Origin of the sequence: Jiella marina (genome assembly GCF_024359545.1) — a bacterium.
Lineage (GTDB): Bacteria > Pseudomonadota > Alphaproteobacteria > Rhizobiales > Rhizobiaceae > Jiella.
Map to the genome: position 1 here is coordinate 253,151 of NZ_JAKQZG010000001.1, position 25,587 is coordinate 278,737.

17 protein-coding genes and 2 pseudogenes are annotated in these 25,587 nt (G+C 63.9%); 10 read left to right on the forward strand and 9 right to left on the reverse strand.

From position 1 onward, the window contains the following. Positions 1-151: 151 nt before the first annotated feature. From MF134_RS01130 to MF134_RS23945, 3 genes and pseudogenes are all read left to right on the forward strand, one after another. Complete coding sequence (locus MF134_RS01130; RefSeq protein ID WP_255337546.1) at positions 152-1,198, forward strand: sodium:calcium antiporter; 1,047 nt, start codon at positions 152-154, stop codon at positions 1,196-1,198. A 181-nt stretch (positions 1,199-1,379) separates the two neighbouring features. Next, positions 1,380-1,718 (forward strand): annotated as a pseudogene (locus MF134_RS24180) (PAS domain-containing protein); the annotation flags it as partial. A gap of 9 nt (positions 1,719-1,727) precedes the next feature. Next, a pseudogene (locus MF134_RS23945) lies at positions 1,728-2,744 on the forward strand (methyl-accepting chemotaxis protein); the annotation flags it as partial. Positions 2,745-2,839: 95 nt separating this feature from the next. Here MF134_RS23945 and MF134_RS01140 read toward each other — a convergent pair. Together MF134_RS01140 and MF134_RS01145 are read right to left on the reverse strand one after the other, a co-directional pair. After that, positions 2,840-3,727: an NAD-dependent epimerase/dehydratase family protein gene (locus MF134_RS01140; protein ID WP_255337548.1), complete on the reverse strand. Its 888-nt coding sequence runs from the start codon at positions 3,725-3,727 to the stop codon at positions 2,840-2,842. Positions 3,728-3,829: 102 nt separating this feature from the next. Continuing rightward, positions 3,830-4,849 (reverse strand): potassium channel family protein, encoded by a 1,020-nt coding sequence (locus MF134_RS01145; RefSeq protein WP_255337549.1) that lies wholly within the window; start codon positions 4,847-4,849, stop codon positions 3,830-3,832. Positions 4,850-5,215: 366 nt separating this feature from the next. Between MF134_RS01145 and MF134_RS01150 the strand changes: the two genes are divergently transcribed. Beyond that, positions 5,216-5,623 carry a hypothetical protein gene (locus MF134_RS01150; protein WP_255337550.1) on the forward strand — a complete coding sequence of 136 codons (408 nt, stop codon included), beginning with the start codon at positions 5,216-5,218 and terminating at the stop codon, positions 5,621-5,623. 9 nt (positions 5,624-5,632) lie between these two features. On the opposite strand, the gene mfd is transcribed toward MF134_RS01150, so the two are convergent. Then, a complete protein-coding gene (gene mfd / locus MF134_RS01155; RefSeq protein WP_304363599.1) occupies positions 5,633-9,001 on the reverse strand; it encodes a transcription-repair coupling factor in 3,369 nt (1,122 codons plus the stop codon). 137 nt (positions 9,002-9,138) lie between these two features. Continuing rightward, positions 9,139-9,459, reverse strand: a complete 321-nt coding sequence (locus MF134_RS01160) for an FAD assembly factor SdhE (RefSeq protein WP_255337552.1) — start codon at positions 9,457-9,459, stop codon at positions 9,139-9,141. Between the two features lie 110 nt (positions 9,460-9,569). Between MF134_RS01160 and recG the strand changes: the two genes are divergently transcribed. Next, positions 9,570-11,672 carry an ATP-dependent DNA helicase RecG gene (recG, locus tag MF134_RS01165; RefSeq protein ID WP_255337553.1) on the forward strand — a complete coding sequence of 701 codons (2,103 nt, stop codon included), beginning with the start codon at positions 9,570-9,572 and terminating at the stop codon, positions 11,670-11,672. Between the two features lie 131 nt (positions 11,673-11,803). Then, a complete protein-coding gene (locus MF134_RS01170) occupies positions 11,804-12,757 on the forward strand; it encodes a glutaminase (protein ID WP_255337554.1) in 954 nt (317 codons plus the stop codon). A gap of 23 nt (positions 12,758-12,780) precedes the next feature. On the opposite strand, the gene MF134_RS01175 is transcribed toward MF134_RS01170, so the two are convergent. The 4 genes from MF134_RS01175 to MF134_RS01190 form a co-directional block, all read right to left on the reverse strand. Further along, the gene (locus MF134_RS01175) at positions 12,781-13,476 is read right to left on the reverse strand and encodes a DUF502 domain-containing protein (protein ID WP_255337555.1); all 696 of its coding nucleotides are present in this window, start codon (positions 13,474-13,476) and stop codon (positions 12,781-12,783) included. A gap of 191 nt (positions 13,477-13,667) precedes the next feature. Next, positions 13,668-15,494, reverse strand: a complete 1,827-nt coding sequence (gene glmS, locus MF134_RS01180) for a glutamine--fructose-6-phosphate transaminase (isomerizing) (RefSeq protein WP_255337556.1) — start codon at positions 15,492-15,494, stop codon at positions 13,668-13,670. A 138-nt stretch (positions 15,495-15,632) separates the two neighbouring features. Next, entirely contained in the window at positions 15,633-17,009 is a 1,377-nt protein-coding gene (gene glmU / locus MF134_RS01185; RefSeq protein WP_255337557.1) for a bifunctional UDP-N-acetylglucosamine diphosphorylase/glucosamine-1-phosphate N-acetyltransferase GlmU, read from the reverse strand. An 85-nt stretch (positions 17,010-17,094) separates the two neighbouring features. Then, positions 17,095-17,832 carry a cytochrome c biogenesis CcdA family protein gene (locus MF134_RS01190; RefSeq protein ID WP_255338005.1) on the reverse strand — a complete coding sequence of 246 codons (738 nt, stop codon included), beginning with the start codon at positions 17,830-17,832 and terminating at the stop codon, positions 17,095-17,097. A 378-nt stretch (positions 17,833-18,210) separates the two neighbouring features. Between MF134_RS01190 and uvrA the strand changes: the two genes are divergently transcribed. Together uvrA and MF134_RS01200 are read left to right on the forward strand one after the other, a co-directional pair. Further along, positions 18,211-21,093: an excinuclease ABC subunit UvrA gene (uvrA, locus tag MF134_RS01195; RefSeq protein ID WP_255337558.1), complete on the forward strand. Its 2,883-nt coding sequence runs from the start codon at positions 18,211-18,213 to the stop codon at positions 21,091-21,093. Positions 21,094-21,095: 2 nt separating this feature from the next. Continuing rightward, positions 21,096-21,899: a DUF72 domain-containing protein gene (locus MF134_RS01200; protein ID WP_255337559.1), complete on the forward strand. Its 804-nt coding sequence runs from the start codon at positions 21,096-21,098 to the stop codon at positions 21,897-21,899. Here MF134_RS01200 and MF134_RS01205 read toward each other — a convergent pair. Next, positions 21,829-23,454, reverse strand: a complete 1,626-nt coding sequence (locus MF134_RS01205) for an NAD(P)H-hydrate dehydratase (RefSeq protein WP_255337560.1) — start codon at positions 23,452-23,454, stop codon at positions 21,829-21,831. The genes MF134_RS01200 and MF134_RS01205 overlap by 71 nt on opposite strands. Positions 23,455-23,731: 277 nt before the next feature. Between MF134_RS01205 and MF134_RS01210 the strand changes: the two genes are divergently transcribed. Together MF134_RS01210 and glnA are read left to right on the forward strand one after the other, a co-directional pair. Beyond that, positions 23,732-24,070 carry a P-II family nitrogen regulator gene (locus tag MF134_RS01210; RefSeq protein WP_255337561.1) on the forward strand — a complete coding sequence of 113 codons (339 nt, stop codon included), beginning with the start codon at positions 23,732-23,734 and terminating at the stop codon, positions 24,068-24,070. A 68-nt stretch (positions 24,071-24,138) separates the two neighbouring features. Beyond that, positions 24,139-25,548: a type I glutamate--ammonia ligase gene (glnA, locus tag MF134_RS01215; RefSeq protein ID WP_255337562.1), complete on the forward strand. Its 1,410-nt coding sequence runs from the start codon at positions 24,139-24,141 to the stop codon at positions 25,546-25,548. Positions 25,549-25,587 lie beyond the last annotated feature (39 nt).

A 25,587-nucleotide genomic window follows, 5' to 3' on the forward strand; every position in this document is an offset into this window, starting at 1 on the left:
GCGCGTAAGCGGTGCCCCAGCTCCCTTCTGCGTTCAAAAGGATCGACCAGATTTCTTCCCTCATGACCATTTCTTATGTGTACTGCTCGACAGAGGCCGTTCGGAGCATCTTTCACGCTATCCCACGCGTTGAACGTCCGCAGTCCGCCGCATGATCGGCGAGATCCTCTTGTGGCTCGCCGTCGCGGCAGCGGGAACCGCCGTCGTCTGGAAGGGCAGCGGACTTCTCGAAAGCTCTAGTACGAAGCTCTCGGCCTATTACCGGCTGCCGCCGGTGGTTCACGGGGCCATCGTCGTGGCGGTAGGCTCCAGCTTTCCCGAGCTTTCAACCACGGTGATCTCCGCCCTCGTGCACGGCCAGTTTCAGCTCGGCGTTGCCGCGATCGTTGGCTCGGCGATCTTCAACATCCTGGTGATCCCGGCGCTTTGCGGTCTCTTCAGTCCCAAGCCGCTAGAAGCGAACCGCGAACTCGTCTACAAGGAGGCGCAGTTCTACATGGTGTCGGTGGCGGTGCTACTCGTCACCTTTTCCTTCGCGGTCATCTATTTTCCGAAATCCAGCGAAAGCGCGGGCATCATCACGGGCGAGATGAACCGCCTCCTCGCCTTGATCCCCATCGGTCTCTATCTGCTCTATGTCTTCGTGCAGTTCCTGGAGAGCCGCGAGAGCCCGACCGAGGAACCCGAGGAAAAGATCGCGCCCGGCCGCCAGTGGCTGCTCTTTCTGGGTTCGCTGCTGATCATCGTTGCCGGCGTCGAAGGGCTGGTCCGCTCGGCCATCAATCTCGGCGAGATTTTCGATACGCCGAGTTTTCTCTGGGGCTTCACCGTGGTCGCGGCCGGAACCTCCGTCCCTGACGCCTTCGTCTCGGTTCGCGCGGCGCGCAAGAACAACGGCGTGACGGCGCTCGCCAACGTCCTCGGCTCGAACGTCTTCGACCTTCTGGTGGCGATTCCCGCCGGTGTGCTGGTTGCCGGCGCGACGGTGATCAATTTCTCCGTTGCAGCACCGATGATGGGGCTTTTGACGATCGCCACGATCGCCCTTTTCCTCCTCATGCGCACCAGCATGGTCCTGACCCGCACGGAATCTGTCATCCTGCTGGTGCTCTACACGGCCATGGTCGCTTGGGTCACGCTGGAGAGCATTGGTATCGTCAATCTGTTGTCCGGTTTGCTGCAGACGGCCTCGGGCTGAAAATTCTCCGAAAGCGTGAAAAACTTCTCTTCGCGCCTTATTGTCAGGCAGGCACTTGGAATAACGAATTCTTTGCTGTTTTTCGGCAGTCTTTCCTCAAAACCGCGATTTCGGGGGGAAGAAGAAAGTGTTCGAGAGATTCCGGCAAAAACGCAATTACGGCGAGACGGTCGCAGATGAGGTGTTCCGCATTTCGCCGGATGCCTATTATGTCTTCGAGGACGGTGTGCTGACGGAATGCAACCCGGCGACCGAGCGTATGCTGGGTGCAAGCCGCGAGCAGTTGCTCGGCAAGCGACCCGATGAACTCTCGCCGGAAGTCCAGGCTTGCGGCACCAAGACGTCTGTCAAGGTGGCAGAGCATGTTGCGGAGTTCGAGCGAAACGGAATCGTCCGCTTCGAGTGGCTGACCAAGCGGCTCGACGGCAGCGTCTTTCCAAGCTTCGTCACCCTGATCAAAGCCGAAGTCGACGGCCGCCCCGTCATGGTGACCTTCCTCGTCGATATGACGATCATGGTCGAAATGCGAGAACAGCAGGAGAAGGCGAAACGCGCCGAAGAGGCCGCGGCTCAGAAGCAGGCGGATGCCTTCGAAACGCTGGCGTCTGGCCTTGCACAGGTCGCAAGCGGTGATCTCAGCGTCCGTGTCGCTGCCAAGATGCCCGAGGGGTTCGAGAAGATCGGCGGTGACTTCGACGCGGCGATCGGCGCCCTCAGCAGCGCCTTCGGCGAAGTCGCGGAATCCGTGCGCTCGGTCGCGGCGACGTCGAACGAAATCGCCAGCACCTCCGACGACCTGTCCCGGCGCACCGAGCAGCAGGCTGCGACCCTTGAGGAAACGGTGGCGGCACTCAACGAGATCTCGCGCGCCGTCGACCAGACGGCCCGCAACTCGGGCGAAGCCCAGAAGGTCGCCACCAGCGCGCGCCAGAAGGCCGAGCGCGGCGGAGACGTCGTCTCGAAAGCAGTCGAGGCGATGAACCGCATCGAGGGCTCTTCGCAGCAGATCAATCAGATCATCTCGGTCATCGACGAGATCGCCTTCCAGACGAACCTTCTCGCCCTCAACGCGGGCGTCGAGGCCGCGCGCGCCGGCGAGGCCGGCAAGGGCTTCGCGGTGGTCGCTCAGGAAGTGCGGGCGCTGGCTCAGCGTTCCGCGGAAGCGGCCAAGGAGATCAAGGACCTGATTTCGCGGTCTTCCGAACAGGTGGCTTCCGGCGTCGAACTCGTTACGGCATCGGGCAAGAGCCTCGAGGAGATCGTCGAAGAGGTCGCGACGATGACGACCGTGATCAATCAGATCGCCGACTCCGCCGGAAGCCAGGCAACGAGCCTGCGCGAACTCTCCGGGGCAGCAGACAACATGGACAAGGTTACGCAGCAGAACGCCGCCGTCGTCGAAGAAGCGACTGCCGCAGCTCGCTCACTTGCCGTCGAAGCCGAAAAGCTCGACGGTATCGTGCAGGGCTTCCAGTTCGAGGACGCCGCGGAAACGCCCCGCATGGCAGGTCGCCAGGCGCACTCTTCGGGTCGCATGGCCGCGTAGTCGCAGCGGCCTCGGCCGGTTCCCTCTCCTTTGAAAGCCGGTCGCGCAACCTCTTTCGGCGCGACCGGCTTTCGGAATCTCATTGGCGCAGTGCCTCAGACATATTTCCGCCAGTTGTGCTCTTCGGAAAAGCCCAGCACATCCCGGATCTTCCGGTTGCTCAGCGGTGCCTCGAACTCCTCCAATTCCCTCGTCACCGGCGTGTTCGGTGCATAACGGGCCAGGAATTCCCGGGTCGGCTCGTTTGCTGTGATGGTGTCGTTGGTCGCGTTGAAGACCTCGAAGCCCAGGCCATCCTTCTCCAGGCACAGATGCACCATCTGGCCGAGGTCGCGGGCGTCGATGTAACTCCAGGCATTGCGCTTGCGCGACATCGGGTTGGCGACGAAGCCGGGGAACTGGTCGTATTCGTGCGGCTCGATCACATTGCCAATCCGCAGCGCATAGATGTCCGCGCCAAAGCGCATGGCGAAAGCGCGGGCGGTCTTTTCGTTGCAAACCTTGGACAGACCGTAGCTGTCCATCGGGTCGACGTCATAGTCCTCTTCGAGGGGAAACCGGTGAAAATCCTTGTCCCCTTCGGCAAAGCAGACGCCGTATGTGGTCTCGGACGATGCGATGATGACCTTGCGAATGCCGAGCTTCATCGCCGCTTCGATGACGTTGTAGGTTCCGAGCGTGTTCACGCGGAAGGTCTCGTCGTCGGGATTGATGAGAACCCGCGGTACCGCGGCGAAGTGCACGACGGCATCCACCGGTGCCGCCGGTGCGCCCTTTTCGAAGCCGTCGAACCCGAAATGCGTGGTCAAGGCGTTGAACATCTGCCCGCCATCGGTGATGTCCGTGATCAGCGTGTTGACGCCCGGGTGGTCGAGCGGCGCCAGGTCGAGATTGAGAACCTCATGTCCCTTGCCCACCAACCACGGCACGACGTGCCGGCCTGCTTTTCCTGATCCTCCGGTGAAGGCGATGCGCTTCGGCATTTGGTTCCTCTCCCATGAAATGCGTTCGCTGCCTCATCTATCGCGCCTGGAGCACAAGTCCCATCCCCCTACGATCGGCGAACCTGGCAGCCCAAGCCACGCTCAGGAGGCCGGCTCCTGCGTTACGCCGCTTCCGACGTCGTCCCATCGCCAACCGTCGCTCATGACCAGAGAGTGCAGGAGCCGTCTGTCGTTCTTGCCGGCTTCGTCCTGCGCATATTCTGCAACCGTGACCGGGATCGCCATCTGCGAGATGGCGTCGCGATCCGGCAGAGGCGGTTCCGCATCCGCCATGCGGATATGACCGGTTCTGAGCGACGCGAGGAACGACCGGATCGCTTCCTGGCAGCGCCGGATTTCGAGAGCGTTCGGTTTCTTGTCCCCCGGTGTCGTCGAGGCGATGAGGTCGATGGCTTCGCTGAACGCGGCGAGTCGGACGGGCAGAGCAGCGGCAGAATCGGTGCTGTGGAAGTAGTGCAAGGCGGGATAGGCCAGATGCTGCTGGCCGACGCCCACAATCTGAGAGGCGACAGATCCGAGAACTGGATCCAAACGAGAAAATCCGGTTCCGTCATAGGCATGGCGCAGGATACCCGCCGGTGTGCCGCCGATGCCATGGAGTGTCAGCGCGAGCTGCCGCTTCTCCACCGCCGCCGAAAGAATCGGAACCAGATAGGTCACGGACAGAGTCAGTGCCAGGAGACCGTTTGCCGCGCAGATCGCCGTCAGAAATTGCCAACCGGGGCCGGACGGCTTGAAATCGCCGAGGCCGAGGGTCGTGACAGTGTAACCCGCGAAATAGAGCGTCTCCACCGCGCTCGCCGGTTCATTGGTCGACGAATTGACGATCGCATCGGAGGAGCCGAGAAAGATCAGCCACCAGCCGAGCCAGATCCCGACATACCACGTCAGCGCGGTCAGAACGAGAAGCAGCGGCCCCACCATGGCGAAGATGGTATGGCGCCGTGGGCTACGCCCGAAGAGCTTCAGACAGAGCGTCCATATCATTTGCATGACTCGCGAAGTGAGCGGCCCCGCACCTTGCACGGTGAGGGTTGTCATGCCGAGTTCGAGGACCGTCCATCCCACGACGACGAATCCGAGAAGGGTGAGGAGGATCATGGCGCGGCGCCCACATTGGCTCGCGGTGCACTGGGTCGATCGTCAAAATCCGCTCGGAGGCGAACCGGTGATGCAGGCTGCCGACAGGCGGCCCATGGTCGAAGCATCGTCGGCATGAAGCGCTTTCCTCGCATTGTGTCCGGTTCGGAACGCTCCAACCAACGGATTGTTCACCATCCGGCGATGCGTCGGGGAACTGTGGGATAGGTCCCGATCGAGCGCTATCGCCTGCGGTCTCGCGGCGACACGGAAGCAACGCGGTCCATCCGGTGGACTGACCATTCAAATCGTCAGAGAGCGATAAGCTCTGTCGAAAGACCTGCTCGGCCATTTTCGCCCGAATAAGAAAATTCGGGAATCAGCCTCGTGGCAACAAACGATCCATTTCCTTCGATAGAGACCGCTTCGGTCTACGTCGCCTTGTCCATGCGTCCCATCGAGACAGGGACGACGACCGGACAGAATCGCAACGCCGCGAGCGAGCGCACGGGTCGCGATGAAATTCGCGCCTCCCTGGCCGGCGCGATACGGTCGCCGGAAATCACCGAAACCTATATCGAGAAGCTGAAGGTCAGAGCCGAAGAACAAGCGGCCAACCGCCGGGCGCTGCGCAGCCGCGTCCAGGTCGACGGAATGGGGGCGAAGGCCTCGATCGACCTGACTGCCCTCAAGACGAGCCCGGAATCAACGGCGCCAAACGCCGGACAAAACGCGCAGATCGAGGCCGCACGCGACGCTTATCGCAGCAATTCTGGGCACAGCGACGCGGCATAGGCTTGGCGCCTACGCCGCCTGCTTGTGCACCTCGTCCGCGAAGCGCGCGAGATTGGTGGCGATCGTCGCCGCACCGTTCAAGCGCTTCTCCGGGGTCGGCCAGTCGCGGATCAACACGATCGACTGGTCGGGCCGAATCTTCGCCGAAGCCCCCTGCTCCGCGATGTAGCGGACCAGCGCGCCCGGATTGGCGAAGGTCTTGTCGCGGAACTGGACGACCACGCCCTTCGGGCCGGCATCGAGCTTTTCGATATTCGCCTTGCGGCAAAGCGCCTTGATGAAGACCACCTTCAACAGATGCTCGACCTCGCTTGGCAGCGGGCCGAACCGGTCGATCAGTTCGGCACCGAAGGCATCGATCTCGCGCGCGTCGGTCAGGTCCGCAAGACGGCGGTAGAGCGTCATGCGAAGCTGCAGGTCGGGAATGTAGCTTTCCGGGATCATCACCGCCGTGCCGAGCGTGATCTGCGGCGACCACTGGCCGTTGGTCTCGCTTTCGACGCCCTTCATCTCGGCGACGGCTTCCTCCAGCATCTGCTGATAGAGTTCGAAGCCCACCTCCTTGATGTGGCCGGACTGTTCGTCGCCGAGAAGATTGCCGGCGCCGCGCTGGTCCAGATCGTGGGAGGCCAGCTGGAAGCCTGCCCCGAGCGTGTCGAGCGACTGCAGCACCTTCAGCCGCCGATCGGCGCCCTTGGTCGGCGTCTTGTTTGCCGGAAGGGTCAGAAGCGCATAGGCGCGCTGCTTCGACCGGCCGACCCGGCCGCGGATCTGGTAGAGCTGGGCAAGGCCGAACATGTCGGCGCGATGGACGACGAGCGTGTTCGCCGTCGGGATATCGAGACCGGATTCGACGATCGTCGTCGAAAGCAGGACGTCGTACTGGCCCTCATAGAAGGCGTTCATGATGTCGTCGAGCTCGCCCGCCGCCATCTGGCCGTGGGCGACAGCGACCTTCAACTCCGGCACCTGCGTGTCGAGGAATTCCTTGACCGAAGCGAGGTCGGAGACCCGCGGACAGACATAGAAGCTCTGGCCGCCGCGATATCTCTCGCGCAGCAGCGTCTCGCGCACGACCATCGCGTCGAAGGGCGAGACGAAGGTGCGCACCGCCATGCGGTCGACCGGCGGCGTGGTGATCAGCGAGAGTTCGCGCACGCCCGTCAAAGCCAGCTGCAGCGTGCGCGGGATCGGCGTCGCCGAGAGCGTCAAGACGTGGACGTCGGATTTCAGCTCCTTCAGCCGCTCCTTGTGCTTGACGCCGAAATGCTGCTCTTCGTCGACGATGAGAAGGCCGAGATTCTTGAAATTGACCGCCTTGCCAAGCAGCGCGTGGGTGCCGACGACGATGTCAAGCGTCCCGTCCGCAATCCCCTTCTTGACGCCCGACAACTCCTTCGAGGTGACCAGCCGGGATGCCTGCCCGACCTGAACCGGCAGGCCGCGGAAACGCTCGGCGAAGGTCTTGTAGTGCTGGCGGGCGAGCAGCGTCGTCGGCACGACGACCGCCACCTGCAGCCCGTTCATGGCCGCGACGAAGGCTGAACGCAGCGCGACCTCCGTCTTGCCGAAGCCGACATCGCCGCAGACCAGCCGATCCATCGGTTTTCCCGCCGCAAGATCGTCGACGACGGAATCGATCGCGCCGAGCTGGTCCTCTGTCTCCTCATAGGGAAAGCGCGCGGCAAACTCGTCCCACAGCCCGTCGGGTGGCAGGAGCTTCGGCGCGCCGCGCATCTCGCGCTCGGCCGCGATCTTGATCAGACCGCCGGCCATTTCGAGAAGCTTCTTTTTCAGCTTGGCCTTTCGGGCCTGCCAAGCGCCGCCGCCGAGGCGATCGAGCATGGCTTCCGACCCCTCGCCGCCATAGCGCGAGAGAAGCTCGATATTCTCGACCGGCAGGAACAGCCGGTCGTCGCCGTGATAGCGCAGTTCCAGGCAGTCGTGCGGCGCGCCGGCAGCCTCGATCGACTTCAGGCCAACGAACCGCCCGATGCCGTGATCCACATGGACAACGATGTCGCCTTCGTTGAGCCCCGAGACCTCGGAGATGAAGTCGGAATTCTTGCGCCGCTTGCGCCCCCGGCGAACCAGCCGATCGCCGAGGATGTCCTGCTCGGCGATGACGACCAGATCGTCGCTCTCGAACCCCGCTTCGAGGCCGAGCACGGCCGTCACGACGAAGTTCTTCGGCGCCTCGCGAACCTGCTTGAGGCTTTCGACCGCCTTCACATTGCCGAGCCCGTGCTCCTCGAGCACCTGGGTCAAGCGTTCGCGTGAGCCTTCCGTCCAGGCCGCGACCAGAACACGGCGGCCCTTGGCGCGAAGATCGGAAATGTGGTCGACCGCCGCCTGAAACACATTGGTGTCCCCGGCCGTCCGCTCTCCGGAGAAATTGCGCCCACGCAGATAGTCGAGATTGTAGACATCCCGGCCGAGCACGTCGCTGACGCCATAGGCCGAAAGCCGCACCGGCGCGGCGATTGCCAGCGCGCCGGCGAGTTCATCTTCGCTCAGATAAAGCGCGTCGGGCTCTACCGGGTGGTAGGGCACGCCCTCACCCGTGGAATCCCCCACGCCGCGCCGTCTTGCCTCGTAGTGATCGTCAATCAGCTTGCGGCGTTCGGCTACGGCCTCCATCGTCAGATGGTCGAGGACCAGGGCGAAGCCTTGGCAATAGTCGAACAGTGTGTCGAGCTTTTCGTAAAACAGCGGCAGCCAGTGCTCCATGCCGGCGAAGCGCCGACCCTCGCTGATCGACTCGTAGAGCGCATCTCCGCGCTCGGCGGCACCGAACCGCTTGATATAGTTGGAACGGAAACGGCTGATCGTCTCGTCGCGCAGCGTCACTTCGGAGACGGGCGACAATTCGAAGCGCTTGAGCTGCTTAGTGGTGCGCTGGGTCGCCGGATCGAAGGCGCGGACTGTCTCCAGCGTATCGCCGAAGAAGTCGAGGCGGACCGGTTCCTCGGCACCCGGTGCGAAGACGTCGAGGATGCCGCCGCGAACTGCATATTCGCCCCGCTCGCGAACCGTCGAAACCCGCTCGAAGCCGCCCAGCGACAAAGCGGTGACGATCTTCTCCATCGCCATCCGGCCGCCGGCGCCGATCGAGATCGTCTCCGCCGAAAGTCGCTCGGCCGGCGGCATCTTCTGAAGCAGCGCGTTCGCCGTCGTCAGGATCACGGCCCGATGCGGCTCTTCGCGAAGCCGCGCGATCGCGGCCATGGCGGCAAGACGCCGGGCGCCCGCCTCGGAGGACGGCCCCACCCGGTCATAGGGCAGGCAGTCCCAGGCCGGCAGGGTCATCACAGGCAACTCCGGCGCGATGAAGCGCAGCGCCTCTTCGATCTCGCCAAGGCGATTGCCGTCGCGCATGACAAAGACCAACGGCCGCTTCTTGGCGCGCAGCCGGGCGATCTCGGCCAGAATGAACGCGTCGGCGCCTTCCACGACACCGCCAAGGTCGAGCGCGCCGTCTCTCTCGAGTGCCTTCTTCAGCTTCTCGGACAGGCTCACTTGGCTCTCTCCGCCTCAACGGACAATCCGCCATCCGCCGCACCGACGTGAAACTCCCGGATCTGCCGGAACACCGGCGTGTCGAAATTGCCCGGCGTTTCCGCCTCGCCCGTCAGCCAGGAAAAAATGTCGCGATCAGGCGCTTCCATCAAAAGCTCGTAGTCCGACAGCTCGGCCTCGCTGAGATCGGCGATCTTCGCATCGGCGAACTGGCCGAGCACCAGGTCCATCTCCCGGATGCCTCGGTGCCAAGAGCGAAAAAGCGCCTTGCGGCGGCGGATATCGAGATCGCTCGATGAGCGCTGCATGCCTGTCATGTCGAACCTGTCTTTTCGAACTCGCCCCTCATATAGGGAGCGATCCGCCCTGTCAGCACATCGGAGAAATCCTCGCTTGCCTTCATTGGCATGGCCGCTAAACGTCGGCCATGCGCCCGTCCCTTCTCGATCCTCTCTTTGCATCCGTCACGACCCTTGACGGCGTCGGCCCGAAAGTGGCCGGACTGTTGCAGACGCTACTGGTCCGGCCGGGGGAGACCCTGCGCATTCGCGACCTTGTTTTCCACCTGCCGAGCGGGTTGATCGACCGCCGCAAGCGCGCCGAGATCGCGACCGCACCGGAAGGCGCGATGGTGACGCTGACGGTCCGGATCGACCGGCATCAGCCGCCGGGCCGGGCCAACCGATCGAGCCCCTACCGCGTCTTCGCCCAGGACGAGACCGGCGAGATCGCGCTCACCTATTTCCGTGCGCAGGCCGCCTGGATGGAGAAGCTGCTTCCCCTCGGCGAGACGATGCTCGTCTCCGGCAAGGTCGAGTGGTTCAACGGACGGCCGTCGATGGTCCATCCGGATTTCGCGGCGCCGCTTGCCGAAGCCGAGACTATGTCGCTCGTCGAGCCGGTCTATCCGATGACCACGGGGCTTTCGGCCAAGGTCCTGCGCAAGGCGATCGGTCAGGCGCTGGAGCGGGTGCCGGACTTTCCGGAATGGATCGACGCCGAGGTGAAGCGGCGCCAGAGCTTCCCAAGTTTCGCCGATGCCCTGAGGCGCCTGCACGATCCGGACGACCAGATCGACATTGCCCCGGAAAGCGCGTCTTGGCGGCGCATCGCCTATGACGAATATCTGGCGAGCCAGCTCGCGCTCGCTCTGTCGCGCCAGCGCATGAAGGCAATCCCCGGCCGGGCGATGGGCGACGGAGCCGGCCGGCTGGACCGGCTGCGCTCCGCCCTGCCCTTCGCGCTGACGGGCGGCCAGGAACAGGCCTTCGCCGAGATCGCGACCGACATGGCGGCGCCCGACCGCATGCTGCGGCTGCTTCAGGGCGACGTCGGCGCCGGCAAGACAATCGTCGCGCTGATGGCGATGGCAGTGGCGGCAGGCTCGGGCGCCCAATCGGCCCTGCTTGCGCCGACGGAAATCCTGGCGCGTCAACACTATGCCGGGCTCTCGAAGCTCGCCGAGGCGGCGGGCCTCACCATGACGCTGCTGACCGGCCGGGACAATGGGAAGGCGCGCGAGAGGAAGCTGGCCGCAATCGCCGAGGGCGAGAGCGACATCGTCGTCGGCACCCACGCGCTGTTTCAGGAAGACGTCTCCTATCGTGATCTCGGCCTCGTCATCGTCGACGAGCAGCACCGCTTCGGCGTCCACCAGCGCCTGCAGTTGACGCGAAAGGGCCGCGGCGCCGATCTCCTGGTGATGACGGCGACGCCCATCCCGCGCACGCTGGTGCTCTCGGCTTTCGGCGACATGGAGGTCTCCCGACTTTCCGAAAAGCCCAAGGGCCGCAAGCCGATCACCACCGTCGCCATGCCGACCGAGCGGCTGACGGAGATCGTCGAGCGGATCGGCACCGCGCTTGCGGCCGGCGACCGGGTCTACTGGGTCTGCCCGCTGGTGGAGGAGACGGAAAAGAGCGACCTGATGGCCGCCGAGGAGCGCGGACGACAAATGGCGCAGGTCTTCGGCGAGACCGTCGGCGTCGTCCATGGCCGGATGAACGGGGAGGAGAAGGACGCCGTGATGGGCGCCTTCAAGCGCGGCGACAAGCGCCTCGTCGTGGCGACGACGGTGATCGAAGTCGGCGTCGACGTTCCCGAGGCCACGATCATCGTCATAGAACACGCCGAACGCTTCGGCCTCTCCCAGCTTCACCAGCTCCGCGGCCGTGTCGGGCGCGGTGACAAGGCATCCGCCTGCGTCCTCCTTTATCGCGGTCCTTTGGGCGAAACCGCCGCCGCCCGCCTCAAGATCATGCGCGAGACCGAAGACGGCTTCCGCATCGCCGAGGAAGATCTGCGCCTCAGAGGCGAAGGCGACCTCCTCGGCACCCAACAATCCGGCATGCCCTTCTTCCGCATCGCCCGGACCGAACACCACGCCGACCTGATGGAAGTCGCCCGCGACGACGCGCGGTTGGTGCTGGCGAGGGACCCGGAATTGAAGGGCGAACGCGGGGAAGCACTGCGGGCGCTATTGTATTTGTTCGGGAAGGATGAGGCGGTGCGGTTGCTCAGGTCGGGGTGATGCCTAACCTGCTTGAGAAGCGTGGCCTGCGGCCGCGGAAAAAACCGCGATCGATCTAGTCAATCGGCTGGCCGGCAATGGGCTCCGAGGATATGTGGACTGTGCCTCGTGAATGAACGGAACACCTGCCCATGCCTTCACCCGACCTCCAAACCGTAGTTGCCGAGATCGCCGCCGAGATGCGCTCTCGGCCGGATCGGGGCGAGGTTGCGACCTATATTCCGGAGTTGGGCCGGGTCGATCCGAACCAGTTCGCCATCGCGGTGGCGCTGCGTGATGGGACGCTGGTCGAGGGTGGCGATACCGAAACCTTCTTCTCGATCCAGAGTATTTCCAAGGTCTTCACCCTGACCCTGGCGCTCGGTCTGGCCGGCGACCGGGTGTGGAACCGGGTCGGGCGCGAGCCTTCGGGCAGCCCGTTCAACTCGATCGTTCAGCTGGAACACGAGCGGGGAATCCCCCGCAATCCCTTCATCAATGCCGGGGCGATCGCGATCACCGACCTGATCCTCAACGGCCATCAGCCGCGCGATACGCTCGGCGAGATCCTGCGCTTCCTGCAGTTTCTGGCCGACGACGACTCGGTCTTCATCGACCAGGGAGTTGCGGCCTCGGAGGAGCGGACGGGCTACAACAACCGGGCGCTCGCCAATTTCATGAAGGGCTTTGGGGTCATCGACAATCCGGTGGAATACGTCCTCGGCACCTATTTCCACCATTGCGCCATCGCCATGACCTGTCGGCAGCTCGCCAAGGCCGGATCGTTTCTCGCTCATCTCGGGCGCAATCCCACGACCGGTTTTTCGGTGGTGACGGCCGAGCGGGCGCGGCGGCTCAACGCCATCATGCTGACCTGCGGCCATTATGACGGGTCCGGCGAATTCGCCTATCGGGTCGGGCTACCGGGCAAGAGCGGCGTCGGCGGCGGCATTCTGGCGACCGTCCCCGGCAAGGCCTCGATCGCGGTCTGGTCGCCCGGCCTCGACCGCTGGGGCAATTCCCATCTCGGCCGTCTGGCGCTGGAACAGCTCACCGCCCGCATGGGCTGGTCGATCTTCGGCTCGCCGCTCGCGACATCCGCTTGACAGAACGTCTTTGAAAAAAAGCCCTACTCCGCCGCCTCTGTATGCTGGGGCTGACGCGTCTCCCGATCGACGATGCGCGAAGCTTCGCCCAAAGAGACCTTGGCGCCCGCATCGTCCGGCGAGACGAGACCGGAGGAGACGACCAGCTTCAGGGCGTTCTCGATGCTCATGCTGAGAATGCGCAGATCCTTGCGCGGCACGTAGAGCAGGAAGCCGGACGTCGGGTTGGGCGTCGGCGGCAGGAACACCGCCGTCATCTCTTCACCCTGGTCGGCCAGAAGCGTCGCGACTTCCCCGCGGGCGGTGGTAGCCACCAGCACCACGCACCAGACGCCCTTGCGCGGATATTCCATCAGGGCTGCGGTCTTGAAGGAGGTCGAACGGTCGGCGAGTACCGTCTCGAAGATCTGCTTCAGGGCCATGTAGACCGTGCGCACCAGCGGGGTGCGGCTCAAGGCGTGCTCGCCCCAGCCGACGACTGTCCGGCCGATGATGTTGGCGGCGAGAAAGCCGACCATGGTGATCAGGAACAGCGCGACCAGCAGGCCGAATCCCGGAATCGCGAACGGCAGATAGGAATCCGGCAGATATTGCGCCGGGATATAGGGCTTCACCCAGCCGTCGACCCACTGCATGAACGACCAGGTCAGCCAGACCGTGATCGCCAGTGGGGCGCAGAGCACGAAACCCGTCAGAAAGTAGTTTCGAAGCCGCATCATGTTCGGTGATCACCCCTCGGCCGAAGCCGCCTCAACGCTCTGCACTGCGTAGATTCAATGAGTTAGAGCGTCCTTTGCGCGTCCAATTGGACGCGCGGCGCTCCAGGAATCCGCGACGCCAAGCATCGTTCCCTGTCATGGCGAATGCAAGGCGTCTTTCGCAGATGCAGCATGCTCAGGATCGATGACGGTTATTCGACCGTCACCGACTTTGCGAGATTGCGCGGCTGGTCGACATCGGTGCCCATCTGGATTGCCGTGTGGTAGGCGAGGAGCTGCAGCGGGATGGCGTAGACGATCGGCGTCAGGATTTCGGGCATTTCCGGCAGGGCGACGATCTCGGCCATGTCGACGATCCCGCTCGCGGCGCCCTTCACGTCGGTGAAGAGCACGATCTCGCCCCCGCGCGCGGCGACTTCCTGGACATTCGAGGCGGTCTTGTCGAAGGAGCGGTCATGGGGGGCCACGACGACCACCGGCATGGTGTCGTCGATCAGGGCGATCGGCCCGTGCTTGAGCTCACCCGCCGCATAACCTTCCGCGTGGATATAGCTGATTTCCTTGAGTTTCAGGGCGCCCTCGAGCGCCAGAGGATAGGAGAAGCCGCGCCCGAGGAACAGCGCGTGCCGGCGCGTCGCCATCTTGCGGGCCAGCGCCTCGACGCGCGGCTCCAGCCGGATCGCCTCATTGGCGAGACGCGGCGCTTCAGCGAGAACGCGGGTGAACTCCAGTTCCCGCTCGGGCGATATCACCCCGCGATCGACACCCGCGCGGATCGCCAGGGCCGCCAGCGCCATGAGCTGGCAAGTGAAGGCCTTCGTCGAGGCGACACCGATCTCCGGCCCGGCCAGCGTCGGCCAGACCACATCCGCCTCGCGGGCGATGGTCGATTCCGCCACATTGACGATCGCCGCCGTCGTCAGCCCCTCGCTCTTGGCGTAGCGCAGCGAGGCCAGAGTATCGGCGGTCTCACCGGACTGGGAGATGAACAGCGCCAGATCGACGTCGGAAAGCGGGCTCTCGCGATAGCGGAATTCGGATGCGACATCGAGATCGCAGGGGATGCGGGCGAAGCGTTCGAAGAAATACCGGCCGACGAGGGCGGCGTAGAAGCCGGTTCCGCAGGCGGAAAGCGCGATGCGCCGGACCTTGGAGAAGTCGATCGCCTGGCCCGCCGGCAGGCGTGATGCGCCGGTGGTCATGTCCACGAAGGAGGAGAGCGTGTGTGAGAGCACTTCCGGCTGCTCGTAGATCTCCTTCTGCATGAAGTGGCGATAATTGCCCTTGTCCACGTAGAAGGTCTTGCCGGAGGCGCGCTTCACCGCACGCGTCACCTCGGCACCGGTCTCGTCGAAAATCGTGATCCGGCCGTGTTCGAGAACGGCGATATCGCCCTCCTCCAGGTAGCGGATCGTATCAGTGAAGGGGGACAGCGCGATGCCGTCGGAACCGAGGAACATCTCGCCATCGCCTTCGCCGACGGCGAGCGGACTGCCACGTCGTGCGCCGATAAGGAGGTCTTCCTCGCCATCGAACAGGAAGGCCAGCGAGAACGCGCCTTCCAGCCGCGCCAGCGACACCTGAACGGCTTCCTTCGGCGCCGCTCCCTTGTCGAGTTCGCGAGTGACCAGATGGGCGACGGTCTCGGTGTCCGTCTGGCTTTCGAAGGTAACGCCTTCCGCCTCGAGTTCGGCGCGAAGATCGCGGTAGTTCTCGATGATGCCGTTATGGACGAGCGCCAGCCGACGGGTCGCGTGTGGATGCGCATTCTCGACGCTCGGCACACCGTGGGTCGCCCAGCGCGTGTGACCGATGCCGATCGTGCCGTCCAGGGGCTTGTCTTCGACGAGCCGGGTCAGATTGGCGAGCTTGCCTTCGGCGCGACGGCGGGTGAGTTTGCCGTTCTCCAGCGTTGCCACGCCGGCGGAGTCGTAGCCGCGATATTCCAGGCGCTTCAGCGCGTCGACCAGACGGTCGGCGACCGGCTCGCGGCTGATGATCCCAACGATTCCGCACATGTCTCGATCCCCGCTCTCCGGCGGCCGCTCTAATCGGCCGCGACGTCAATGTTCAAGGCCGGGTGTCAAATCCCGTCCGACGGGCCTGGATGTAACCGAAAGCGTAAGCCTTCGGGGATAACGATTGGTGACGGCCGATTACGAGGTTTCTTCCGACTTCGCAGCCTTGGCGGCCTTGGCCGCCCGGTTGCGCTCGGCAATTGCCAGACCGCGGCCTTCCTTGTTCACCTGCCGCTCCCGTGCAATTGCCAGCGCCCCGTCGGGCACGTCGTCGGTGATGACGCTTCCCGTCCCGACATAGGCGCCATCGCCGACGCGGACCGGTGCCACAAGCGAGGTGTCCGAGCCGATGAAGGCATCGGCGCCGATCACGGTGCGATGCTTGAGCGCGCTGTCGTAATTGCAGGTGATCGTGCCGGCGCCGATATTGGTCTTGGCGCCGATCTCAGCGTCGCCGATATAGGACAAATGGTTGAGCTTGGCGCCTTCGCCGAGCACCGCATTCTTGATCTCGCAGAAATTGCCGACCTTGGCGCCGGCCTTGAGGTCGGTGCCCTCGCGCAGTCGCGCAAACGGTCCGACCGACACGCCTGCCGCGATCGTCGCGCCGGCGATGTGCGAGAAGGCATGGATCACCGCACCCTCACCCACATTCACGCCGGGACCGAACACGACGTTCGGTTCGATGGTCACGTCGCGGCCAAGCGCCGTGTCATGGGCGAACGTCACGCTGGCCGGATCGATCAGGGTGACGCCCTCTTCCAGCATGGCGCGCTCGCGCCGCATCGCCTGCCAGGTGGCCTCGACGCCGGCGAGCTCGGCGCGGGTGTTGACGCCGGCGACCTCCCAGGCCTCGGCCTCGATGGCACGGACGCTCAGGCCCTTCTGCCGTGCGATTTCCACCGCATCGGTCAGGTAGTATTCTCCCTTGGCATTGTCGTTTTCGATCGCATCGAGGATATCGAGCGCCCGGTCTCCGGAAAACGCCATCACGCCGGCATTGCAAAGGGTGATGGCGCGTTCGGCTTCGCTGGCGTCTTTTTCCTCCCGGATGGCCATCAACTCGCCGCTCGATTCGATGAGACGGCCATAACCGGTCGGGTTCTCGGGCCGGAAGCCGATGACGCAGACTTGTGCGCCGGCGATCAGCGTGGCGCGGGCCCGCGCAAGCGTTTCCGGCCGGATCAGGGGCGTGTCGGCAAAAAGGACCAGAATGTCGTCTGCGCCCACTTCAATTGCGGACCGAGCAGCAAGCACGGCGTGGCCGGTGCCGAGCCGTTCCTCCTGCACGATATGTTCGGCATCGTCGCGATCGCGCCGCACCGCCTCGACGACAGTCTCGCTGTCCCGGCCCGAGACGACGGCGATCCGCTCGCTTCCTGCCGAAACTGCCGCGGCGACCACATGGCGCACCATCGAAAGCCCCGCCACTTCATGCAGCACTTTCGAGCGGGCGGATTTCATCCGCGTCCCCTCGCCCGCGGCAAGGATGATCGACAGGCAGCGTCTTGCCATGAAATGCCTCTCAGCGTGTCAAAGAAGTCTTCGCCGCCGCTTAGCATGAAAGACGCGCAGCACGCGAGACGAGGCTGCGGGCGCGTCAGCCGATGGTCTGAAGTGCCGGGAACGTTTCGAGCAGCCAGAACGACATGCTCTGCATGCCGCCGGTGAGGAACAGGACTCCGGTGACGACCAGAAGACCGCCCATGGCCTTTTCGACGGCGTCGAGATGACGACGGAAGCTCGACATCCAGCGGAAGAAGGCACCGGAAAAGGCCGCCGCCAGGATGAAGGGAATGCCAAGCCCGGCCGAATAGAAACCGAGCATCACCGCGCCCTCGCCCACCGTACCCCTGGCACCGGCCAGGCCCAGGATCGCGCCTAGCACCGGGCCGATACAGGGTGTCCAGCCGAAGGCGAAGGCCAGCCCCATCAGATAGGCGCCGATCAGGCTCTTCGGACGGTCGGGCGCCTGCAGTCGCGCCTCGCGGGCGAGAAAGGACAGGCGGAACAGGCCGAGGAAATTCAGCCCCATGACGATGATGGCGATACCGGCGACGATGCCGAGCCAGTCGAGATTCTGGCGCAGAAGCTGCCCGATCGTGCTGGCGCCGGCGCCGAGCGCCACGAAAACCGTGGAAAATCCCAGGACGAAGATCACCGAGGAACCGAGCAGCCGAGCGTATCCCGCCGACGCCACTGCCGGACCGTTGCGAAGATCGTCCGCCGAGACGCCGGCCATGTAGCAGAGATAGGGCGGCACCAGAGGCAGCACGCAGGGAGACAGGAACGAAAGAGCCCCCGCCAGGATTGCCGTCGGATAGGATAGATCTGCGATCACGAGCCCGCCTTCGATTCATGCCCGACATTTGTCGCCACCGCGGGATCCCTTGCCGGCGCATTTTGACGACAATGCCGTCGGTCGCTGGATCCGTTTCTTTGCGGCGGTGATGCCTCTATCAGAGGAACGCCCAGACGCGAAGCGATGGCTTAAAGAGACGGGCTCGGCGATCGCCATGCGCCGTCATGCCGCAGCGCAACGGGGTCGCGACGGTTTCGTCTGGCCGGCTGGAAACGTTACGCGACCGACGCCGTGAAAAGTTGATCGGCAGAGTCGTCCACAGCGGTGCCGGGACGGCTTGGAGTCCTGCCTCGCGAGTCTTAAGTAGGGCGCTGCTCTAGAGACAAAACACGAACGACGGACCGGCGACCCTCCATGGCCGAATTGAAGACGATCTCCATCCGCGGTGCGAGAGAACACAATCTGAAAGGTGTCGATCTCGACCTGCCGCGGGACTCGCTGATCGTCATGACCGGGCTTTCGGGCTCCGGAAAATCGTCTCTCGCCTTCGATACGATCTACGCCGAAGGCCAGCGCCGCTATGTCGAAAGCCTGTCGGCCTATGCCCGGCAGTTTCTGGAGATGATGCAGAAGCCGGACGTCGACCAGATCGAGGGGCTGTCGCCGGCGATTTCCATCGAACAGAAGACGACGTCGAAGAATCCGCGCTCGACCGTCGGCACGGTCACCGAAATCTACGACTATCTGCGGCTTCTCTTTGCCCGGGTCGGCATTCCCTATTCGCCGGCCACGGGGCTTCCGATCGAGAGCCAGACCGTCAGCCAGATGGTCGACCGGGTGATGGCGCTCGACGAAGGCACGCGGCTCTATCTGCTGGCGCCGATGATCCGCGGCCGCAAGGGCGAGTACAGGAAGGAGCTGGCGGAGCTTCAGAAGAAAGGCTTCCAGCGCGTGCGCATCGACGGCGAGTTCTATGACATCGCCGATGCGCCGGCCCTCGACAAGAAATACAAGCACGACATCGACGTGGTCGTGGACCGGATCGTCGTGCGCGACGACATCGCATCGCGGCTCGCCGACTCCCTCGAAACGGCGCTCGGCCTGTCGGATGGCATCGCCCACGCGGAATTTGCCGACGAGCGCGACGAGAACGGCAAGCCCCGTCAGCTCGTCTTTTCGGAAAAATTCGCCTGTCCGGTCTCCGGCTTCACCATCCCGGAAATCGAGCCGCGGCTGTTTTCCTTCAACAACCCGTTCGGCGCCTGCCCCCGTTGCGACGGGCTCGGCTCGGAGCGCGCAGTCGATCCCAAACTCGTCGTGCCCAACGAAGGGATGACGCTGAAAGCGGGCGCCATCGCACCCTGGGCCAAGTCCACCTCGCCCTATTACGGCCAGACCCTCGACGCGTTGGGCAAGGCGTTCGGCTTCAAGCAGACCGACCGCTGGGTCGATCTTTCGGACGAGGCGAAGAGCGCGATCCTCAACGGCACCGGCAAGCAGAAGATCGAGTTCCGCTACAAGGACGGCCTGCGTGCCTACACGACGACCAAGACCTTCGAGGGCGTGGTGCCCAATCTCTCGCGCCGCTGGAAGGAGACCGAGTCGGCCTTCATGCGCGAGGAGATCGAGCGCTTCATGTCGGCGACGCCCTGCCCGGCCTGCAACGGCCACCGGCTGAAGCCGGAGGCACTGGCGGTCAAGATCGCCGGACGGCATATCGGCGAAGTCACCCAGCTTTCGATCCGCCACGCGGCAGACTGGTTCGCCGACCTGCCCGACCAGCTTTCGGACAAGCAGAACGAGATCGCCGTCCGCATCCTGAAGGAAATCCGCGAGCGGCTGAAATTCCTGAATGATGTCGGGCTCGATTATCTCACGCTCTCCCGCTCGTCCGGCACGCTCTCCGGCGGCGAAAGCCAGCGTATTCGCCTCGCCTCGCAGATTGGCTCGGGTCTCACCGGCGTGCTTTACGTTCTGGACGAGCCGTCCATCGGCCTGCACCAGCGCGACAACGCCCGGCTGCTCGACACGCTCAAGCATCTGCGCGACATCGGCAACACGGTGATCGTCGTCGAGCATGACGAGGATGCGATCCTGACCGCCGACCATGTGGTGGACATAGGGCCGGCGGCTGGCATCCATGGCGGCCAGGTGATCGCGTCCGGAACGCCGAGCGAGATCATGGCCAATCCGAAGTCGCTCACCGGCCGCTATCTCTCCGGCGATCTCGGCGTGCCGGTTCCCGAGAAGCGGCGGAGCACGCCCAAAAACAAGCGGCTGAAGGTTGTCGGTGCGCGCGGCAACAATTTGAAGGACGTGACCGCCGAAATCCCGCTTGGCGTCTTCTCCTGCGTCACCGGCGTGTCGGGAGGCGGCAAGTCCACATTCCTCATCGAGACGCTGTTCAAGGCGGCCTCGCGCCGGATCGCCAATGGCCGCGACATTCCCGCCGAGCACGACCGCGTCGAAGGCCTGGAGCTTCTCGACAAGGTCATCGACATCGACCAGTCGCCCATCGGCCGCACGCCGCGCTCGAACCCGGCCACCTATACCGGTGCCTTCACCCCGATCCGCGACTGGTTCTCCGCGCTTCCCGAAGCCAAGGCGCGCGGCTACCAGCCCGGCCGTTTTTCCTTCAACGTCAAGGGCGGACGCTGCGAGGCCTGCCAGGGCGACGGCGTCATCAAGATTGAGATGCACTTCCTACCGGACGTCTACGTCACCTGCGACGTCTGCAAGGGCAAGCGCTACAATCGCGAGACGCTGGAAGTCACCTTCAAGGAAAAGTCGATCGCCGACGTGCTCGACATGACCGTCGAGGAAGGCGTCGACTTCTTCGCCGCCGTCCCGGCCGTGCGCGACAAGCTCGTCACGCTCAACGAGGTCGGCCTCGGCTACATCAAGATCGGCCAGCAGGCGACGACGCTGTCGGGCGGCGAGGCGCAGCGCGTGAAGCTCGCCAAAGAGCTGTCGCGTCGCGCCACCGGCAAGACGCTCTACATTCTCGACGAGCCGACCACGGGCCTGCATTTCCACGATGTCGCCAAGCTCCTGGACGTGCTCCATGATCTGGTCGATCGCGGCAATTCGGTGGTGGTGATCGAGCACAATCTGGAGGTCATCAAGACCGCCGACTGGCTGATCGACATCGGTCCGGAAGGCGGCGATGGCGGCGGCGAGATCGTGGCCGCCGGCACGCCAGAGGACGTGATCAAGGTCGATCGATCGTATACGGGGCAGTTCCTGAAAGAGCTTCTGGAGCGGCGGCCGCGGGTGAAGAGAGAGGCGGCGGAGTAGACATGAGCGGCATCATCCGCACCGGCATCGGCGGCTGGAATTTCGAACCTTGGGAAAAGACCTTCTACCCATCCGACCTGCCGAAGAAGCGGCAGCTCGAATATGCCGCCTCGAAGCTGCAGACGATCGAGGTCAACGGCACCTTCTATCGCTCGCAAAAGCCAGAGACCTTCGCCAAATGGGCGAGCGAGGCACCGGAGGGCTTCGTATTCTCGCTCAAGGCGCCGCGCTATGCGGTGAACCGCAGGGTGCTGGCCGAAGGTGGCGAGTCGATCGCCCGTTTTGCCGAGTCCGGCATTGTCGAGCTCGGCGACAAGCTGGGGCCGATCCTGTGGCAGTTCGCGGCGACGAAGCGTTTCGAGCCGGATGATTTCGGCGCCTTCCTGAAGCTCCTGCCGACAAAGGCCGGCGGATATCCGCTCCGCCATGTCGTCGAGCCGCGGCATGAGAGTTTCGCCTGCCCCGAGGCCGTCGCCCTGTGCCGCGAGGCGGGAGTCGCGATCGTCTGCGCCGACAGCGAGGATTATCCGCAGATCGCGGACGTGACGTCCGATTTCGTCTATCTGCGGCTTCAGCGCGGCAGCGAGGATATCGACACGTGCTACGAGCCATATGATCTCGATCGCTGGGCCACGCGGCTCAAGCAATACGCCGATGGCGACGAGCCCTCCGACCTGACCAAGGCCGATCCCGATTCGAGTGCCAAGTCCGAGCCGCGCGACGTCTTCGCCTATTTCATCCGCTCGGGAAAACCACGCGCGCCGCACGGGGCGATGGCGCTGCAGGAGCGGCTGCACTCGGACTGAATGCCGATCCACTGCACGGTCTTCGTCTTAATGCCAGCCGTAACGATGCAATCTCGGCGTGAACGCGCGGCAGCATGCTCGGCAAATCCTCCGCGATGAGCCCCGGCCCGAACGCTTCGGCGGCCTTGCCGTGCATCCAGACGCCGGCGCAGGCCGCCTCGAAGCTGGGCGTTCCCTGCGCCAGTTGCGCCGCGATGAGGCCGGTGAGCACGTCGCCCGTCCCGGCCGTGGCGAGCCACGGCGTGCCTGTGGCATTGATCGCCGCCCGCCCGTCCGGCGCCGCGATGACCGTGTCTCGCCCCTTCAGCACGACGATAGCCCGCGCCCTTGCGGCCGCCTGTCGGGCCCGGTCGAGCTTGCACAACTCGTCATTCGCAGTGAGATCGGGAAAGAGCCGCTTGAATTCGCCCTCGTGGGGCGTCAGCACGAGCTTCGCGTCGTCGACAGCACCGTCAGAAGCAAGGGCAAAGAGGGCGTCCGGGTCCTCCGCAAAAGAGGTGATGCCGTCCGCATCCAGCACGAGACGCCGATCCGCCGCGAGTACGGCTTCGACGGTGCGCCTTGCCCCCTCGCCGACCCCGAAGCCTGGCCCCAGAACGAAGGCGTTGAAACGTTTATCCTCCAGACACTGGCCGAGATCCTCCGCGCTGTCACATGCCCTGAGCATAACCGCCGTCAGATGCGCGGCATTCACCAGAACCGCGCTCGCTGGCGAAAAGATTGTGACGAGGCCCGCCCCGCCGCGCAGAGCCGCCATAGCCGCCATCCGGGCCGCGCCTGTCTTGGAGGCCGATCCGGAAAAGACCACCGCATGACCGCGATCGTATTTGTGCCCAGCGTCGGTCGGAAAACTCAGACGTTCAAGCCAGAGCAGCGGCTCGTTGGCGAAATTAGCCGGCTCGATCGCGGCCAGGACATCGGCCGCAATGCCGATATCCGTGACCGTGACCTCTCCGCAATGGGATCGGCCGGGTTCGAGCAGATGGCCGGGCTTGCGCCGGAAGAAGGTGACGGTAGCGTTGGCTGTGATCGCCGTACCCATCATGCGACCCGTTGCCCCCGCGATCCCGGATGGCAGATCGATCGCCAGGACCGGCGTCGCGCTTGCATTCAGCTTGTCGACAGTGTCTGCGACCCCTCCTTCCAGCGGTCGCCCAAGCCCGGCGCCGAAGAGGCCGTCAACGACGAGGTCGTGGTCGGCCGGAGAAAACGCTTCGAGCGGTTCCGTTCGCCCATGATAGGCCCCTGCCGCCTTCGCCGCATCGCCGGAGAGCTTTTCGATGGGGGAAAGGTGATAGACCACGACTTCGCGATCGTTCCTTGCCAGGATCGAGGCTGCCGCGAACGCGTCGCCGCCATTGTTGCCCGGGCCGGCGAGGAGTGCGATCCGCTTCGCAAATGGCCAATGCGTGAGCGCCTTTTCCGCAACGGCACTGGCGGCCCTTTCCATCAGGACGATTCCCTCGGTGCCCGCCGCAATGGTTGCCTGATCCGCCTGCGCCATCTCCTGCGGCGTCAGAAGTGCAACGCCGGTTGCGTCCGTTTTGACCACCATAGATGCCTAAATTTCACTCAATCAGATTGATGTTTGTGCAGATGTTCGAGCACCCCGGAGGCTTCCGGGATGCATGCGAGAATGATAGGGCCGAAGTGGCGAGTGAAAATTGTTGTTCCAGGGCATGTTTCGGTGCCGGCTTCCATTGCCTGCGACCGGAAACAAGCTATTTCGATTGGGCCTCGGTCTGCGCGGAATGTTGGCACGACACGTGCTTCATCGGCGCCGAGGGGTCGATGGCTCGTCCCTGGGGACTGAATTCAAAAAAGGGCATTCGATGAAAAAGGTCGAGGCGATCATCAAGCCGTTCAAGCTGGATGAGGTGAAGGAAGCGCTTCAGGAAGTCGGGCTTCAGGGCATCACCGTAACGGAGGCGAAGGGTTTCGGTCGCCAGAAGGGCCACACGGAACTTTATCGCGGAGCCGAATACGTCGTCGATTTTCTTCCCAAGGTGAAGGTCGAAGTGGTCCTTGCCGACGAAGTCGTCGAATCGGCCGTGGAAGCGATCCGAAAGGCCGCGCAGACGGGCCGGATCGGCGACGGCAAGATCTTCGTGTCCCCGATCGAGGAAGCGATCCGTATCCGCACCGGCGAAGCCGGCACCGACGCCATCTGACACCTCAATCCTCCGGCAAACCGAAAAATCAACAGAACGCGAACGACCTGAACCTAGGAAGGAAGGCCATGACGACTGCCAACGAGATTCTGAAGCAGATCAAGGACAACGATGTGAAGTTCGTTGATCTCCGCTTCACCGATCCGAAGGGCAAGATGCAGCACGTCACGATGGATGCGTCCATCGTCGACGAGGACATGTTTTCGGAAGGCTCGATGTTCGACGGCTCGTCGATCGCCGGCTGGAAGGCGATCAACGAATCCGACATGGTTCTGATGCCCGACCCCGAAACCGCCTATATGGACCCCTTCTTCGCCCAGTCGACGATGGCGATCGTCTGCGACATTCTCGATCCGATCTCGGGTGAAGGCTACAATCGCGACCCGCGCTCCACGGCGCGCAAGGCGGAAGCCTATCTCTCCCAGTCGGGAATCGGCGATACCTGCTTCTTCGGCCCGGAAGCCGAGTTCTTCGTGTTCGACGACGTCCGCTACAAGGCCGATCCTTACAATACCGGTTTCAAGCTCGATTCGACCGAGCTGCCGTCGAACGACGACACCGAATACGAGACCGGCAATCTCGGCCACCGGCCTCGCACCAAGGGCGGCTACTTCCCGGTCCCGCCGGTCGATTCCTGCCAGGACATGCGCTCCGAGATGCTCACGGTCATGGCCGAGATGGGCGTCGCGGTCGAGAAGCACCACCACGAGGTGGCCGCGGCCCAGCACGAGCTCGGCATCAAGTTCGACACGCTGACGCGCAATGCCGACAAGCTGCAGATCTACAAGTACGTGATCCATCAGGTCGCAAACGCTTACGGCAAGACGGCGACCTTCATGCCTAAGCCGGTCTATGGCGACAACGGTTCGGGCATGCACGTCCACCAGTCGATCTGGAAGGGCGACAAGCCGGCCTTCGCTGGCAATGAATATGCCGGTCTGTCGGAGACCTGCCTCCACTACATCGGCGGCATCATCAAGCACGCCAAGGCGCTCAACGCCTTCACCAACCCGTCGACCAATTCCTACAAGCGTCTGGTCCCCGGCTTCGAGGCGCCGGTGCTACTCGCCTATTCGGCGCGCAACCGCTCGGCCTCCTGCCGCATCCCATTCGGCCAGTCGCCGAAGTCGAAGCGCGTCGAGGTTCGCTTCCCGGATCCGACGGCGAACCCCTATCTCGCCTTCGCCGCGCTTCTCATGGCTGGCCTGGACGGCATCAAGAACAAGATCCATCCGGGCGCTGCCATGGACAAGGATCTCTACGATCTGCCGCCGGAAGAGCTGAAGGAGATCCCGACCGTCTGCCGCTCGCTGCGTGAGGCGATGGAGTCGCTCGATGCCGATCGCGACTTCCTCAAGGCCGGCGGCGTGTTCGACGACGACCAGATCGATGCCTTCATCGACCTGAAGATGGCCGAGGTGCTGCGCTACGAGATGACGCCGCATCCGATCGAATTCGACATGTACTACTCGGTCTGAGCCGAGAAGAGCCATTGGCTACGATGGGAGGGCGTCCGG

What these genes read in the sequence shown, in the direction of transcription:
- MF134_RS01130 (WP_255337546.1), top strand. Translation starts at nt 152, where the DNA reads ATGATCGGCGAGATCCTCTTGTGGCTCGCCGTCGCGGCAGCGGGAACC.
- MF134_RS01140 (WP_255337548.1), bottom strand. Translation starts at nt 3,727, where the DNA reads ATGCCGAAGCGCATCGCCTTCACCGGAGGATCAGGAAAAGCAGGCCGG.
- MF134_RS01145 (WP_255337549.1), bottom strand. Translation starts at nt 4,849, where the DNA reads ATGATCCTCCTCACCCTTCTCGGATTCGTCGTCGTGGGATGGACGGTC.
- mfd (WP_304363599.1), bottom strand. Translation starts at nt 9,001, where the DNA reads ATGCGCGACGGCAATCGCCTTGGCGAGATCGAAGAGGCGCTGCGCTTC.
- MF134_RS01160 (WP_255337552.1), bottom strand. Translation starts at nt 9,459, where the DNA reads ATGACAGGCATGCAGCGCTCATCGAGCGATCTCGATATCCGCCGCCGC.
- recG (WP_255337553.1), top strand. Translation starts at nt 9,570, where the DNA reads ATGCGCCCGTCCCTTCTCGATCCTCTCTTTGCATCCGTCACGACCCTT.
- MF134_RS01170 (WP_255337554.1), top strand. Translation starts at nt 11,804, where the DNA reads ATGCCTTCACCCGACCTCCAAACCGTAGTTGCCGAGATCGCCGCCGAG.
- MF134_RS01175 (WP_255337555.1), bottom strand. Translation starts at nt 13,476, where the DNA reads ATGATGCGGCTTCGAAACTACTTTCTGACGGGTTTCGTGCTCTGCGCC.
- glmS (WP_255337556.1), bottom strand. Translation starts at nt 15,494, where the DNA reads ATGTGCGGAATCGTTGGGATCATCAGCCGCGAGCCGGTCGCCGACCGT.
- glmU (WP_255337557.1), bottom strand. Translation starts at nt 17,009, where the DNA reads ATGGCAAGACGCTGCCTGTCGATCATCCTTGCCGCGGGCGAGGGGACG.
- uvrA (WP_255337558.1), top strand. Translation starts at nt 18,211, where the DNA reads ATGGCCGAATTGAAGACGATCTCCATCCGCGGTGCGAGAGAACACAAT.
- MF134_RS01200 (WP_255337559.1), top strand. Translation starts at nt 21,096, where the DNA reads ATGAGCGGCATCATCCGCACCGGCATCGGCGGCTGGAATTTCGAACCT.
- MF134_RS01205 (WP_255337560.1), bottom strand. Translation starts at nt 23,454, where the DNA reads ATGGTGGTCAAAACGGACGCAACCGGCGTTGCACTTCTGACGCCGCAG.
- MF134_RS01210 (WP_255337561.1), top strand. Translation starts at nt 23,732, where the DNA reads ATGAAAAAGGTCGAGGCGATCATCAAGCCGTTCAAGCTGGATGAGGTG.
- glnA (WP_255337562.1), top strand. Translation starts at nt 24,139, where the DNA reads ATGACGACTGCCAACGAGATTCTGAAGCAGATCAAGGACAACGATGTG.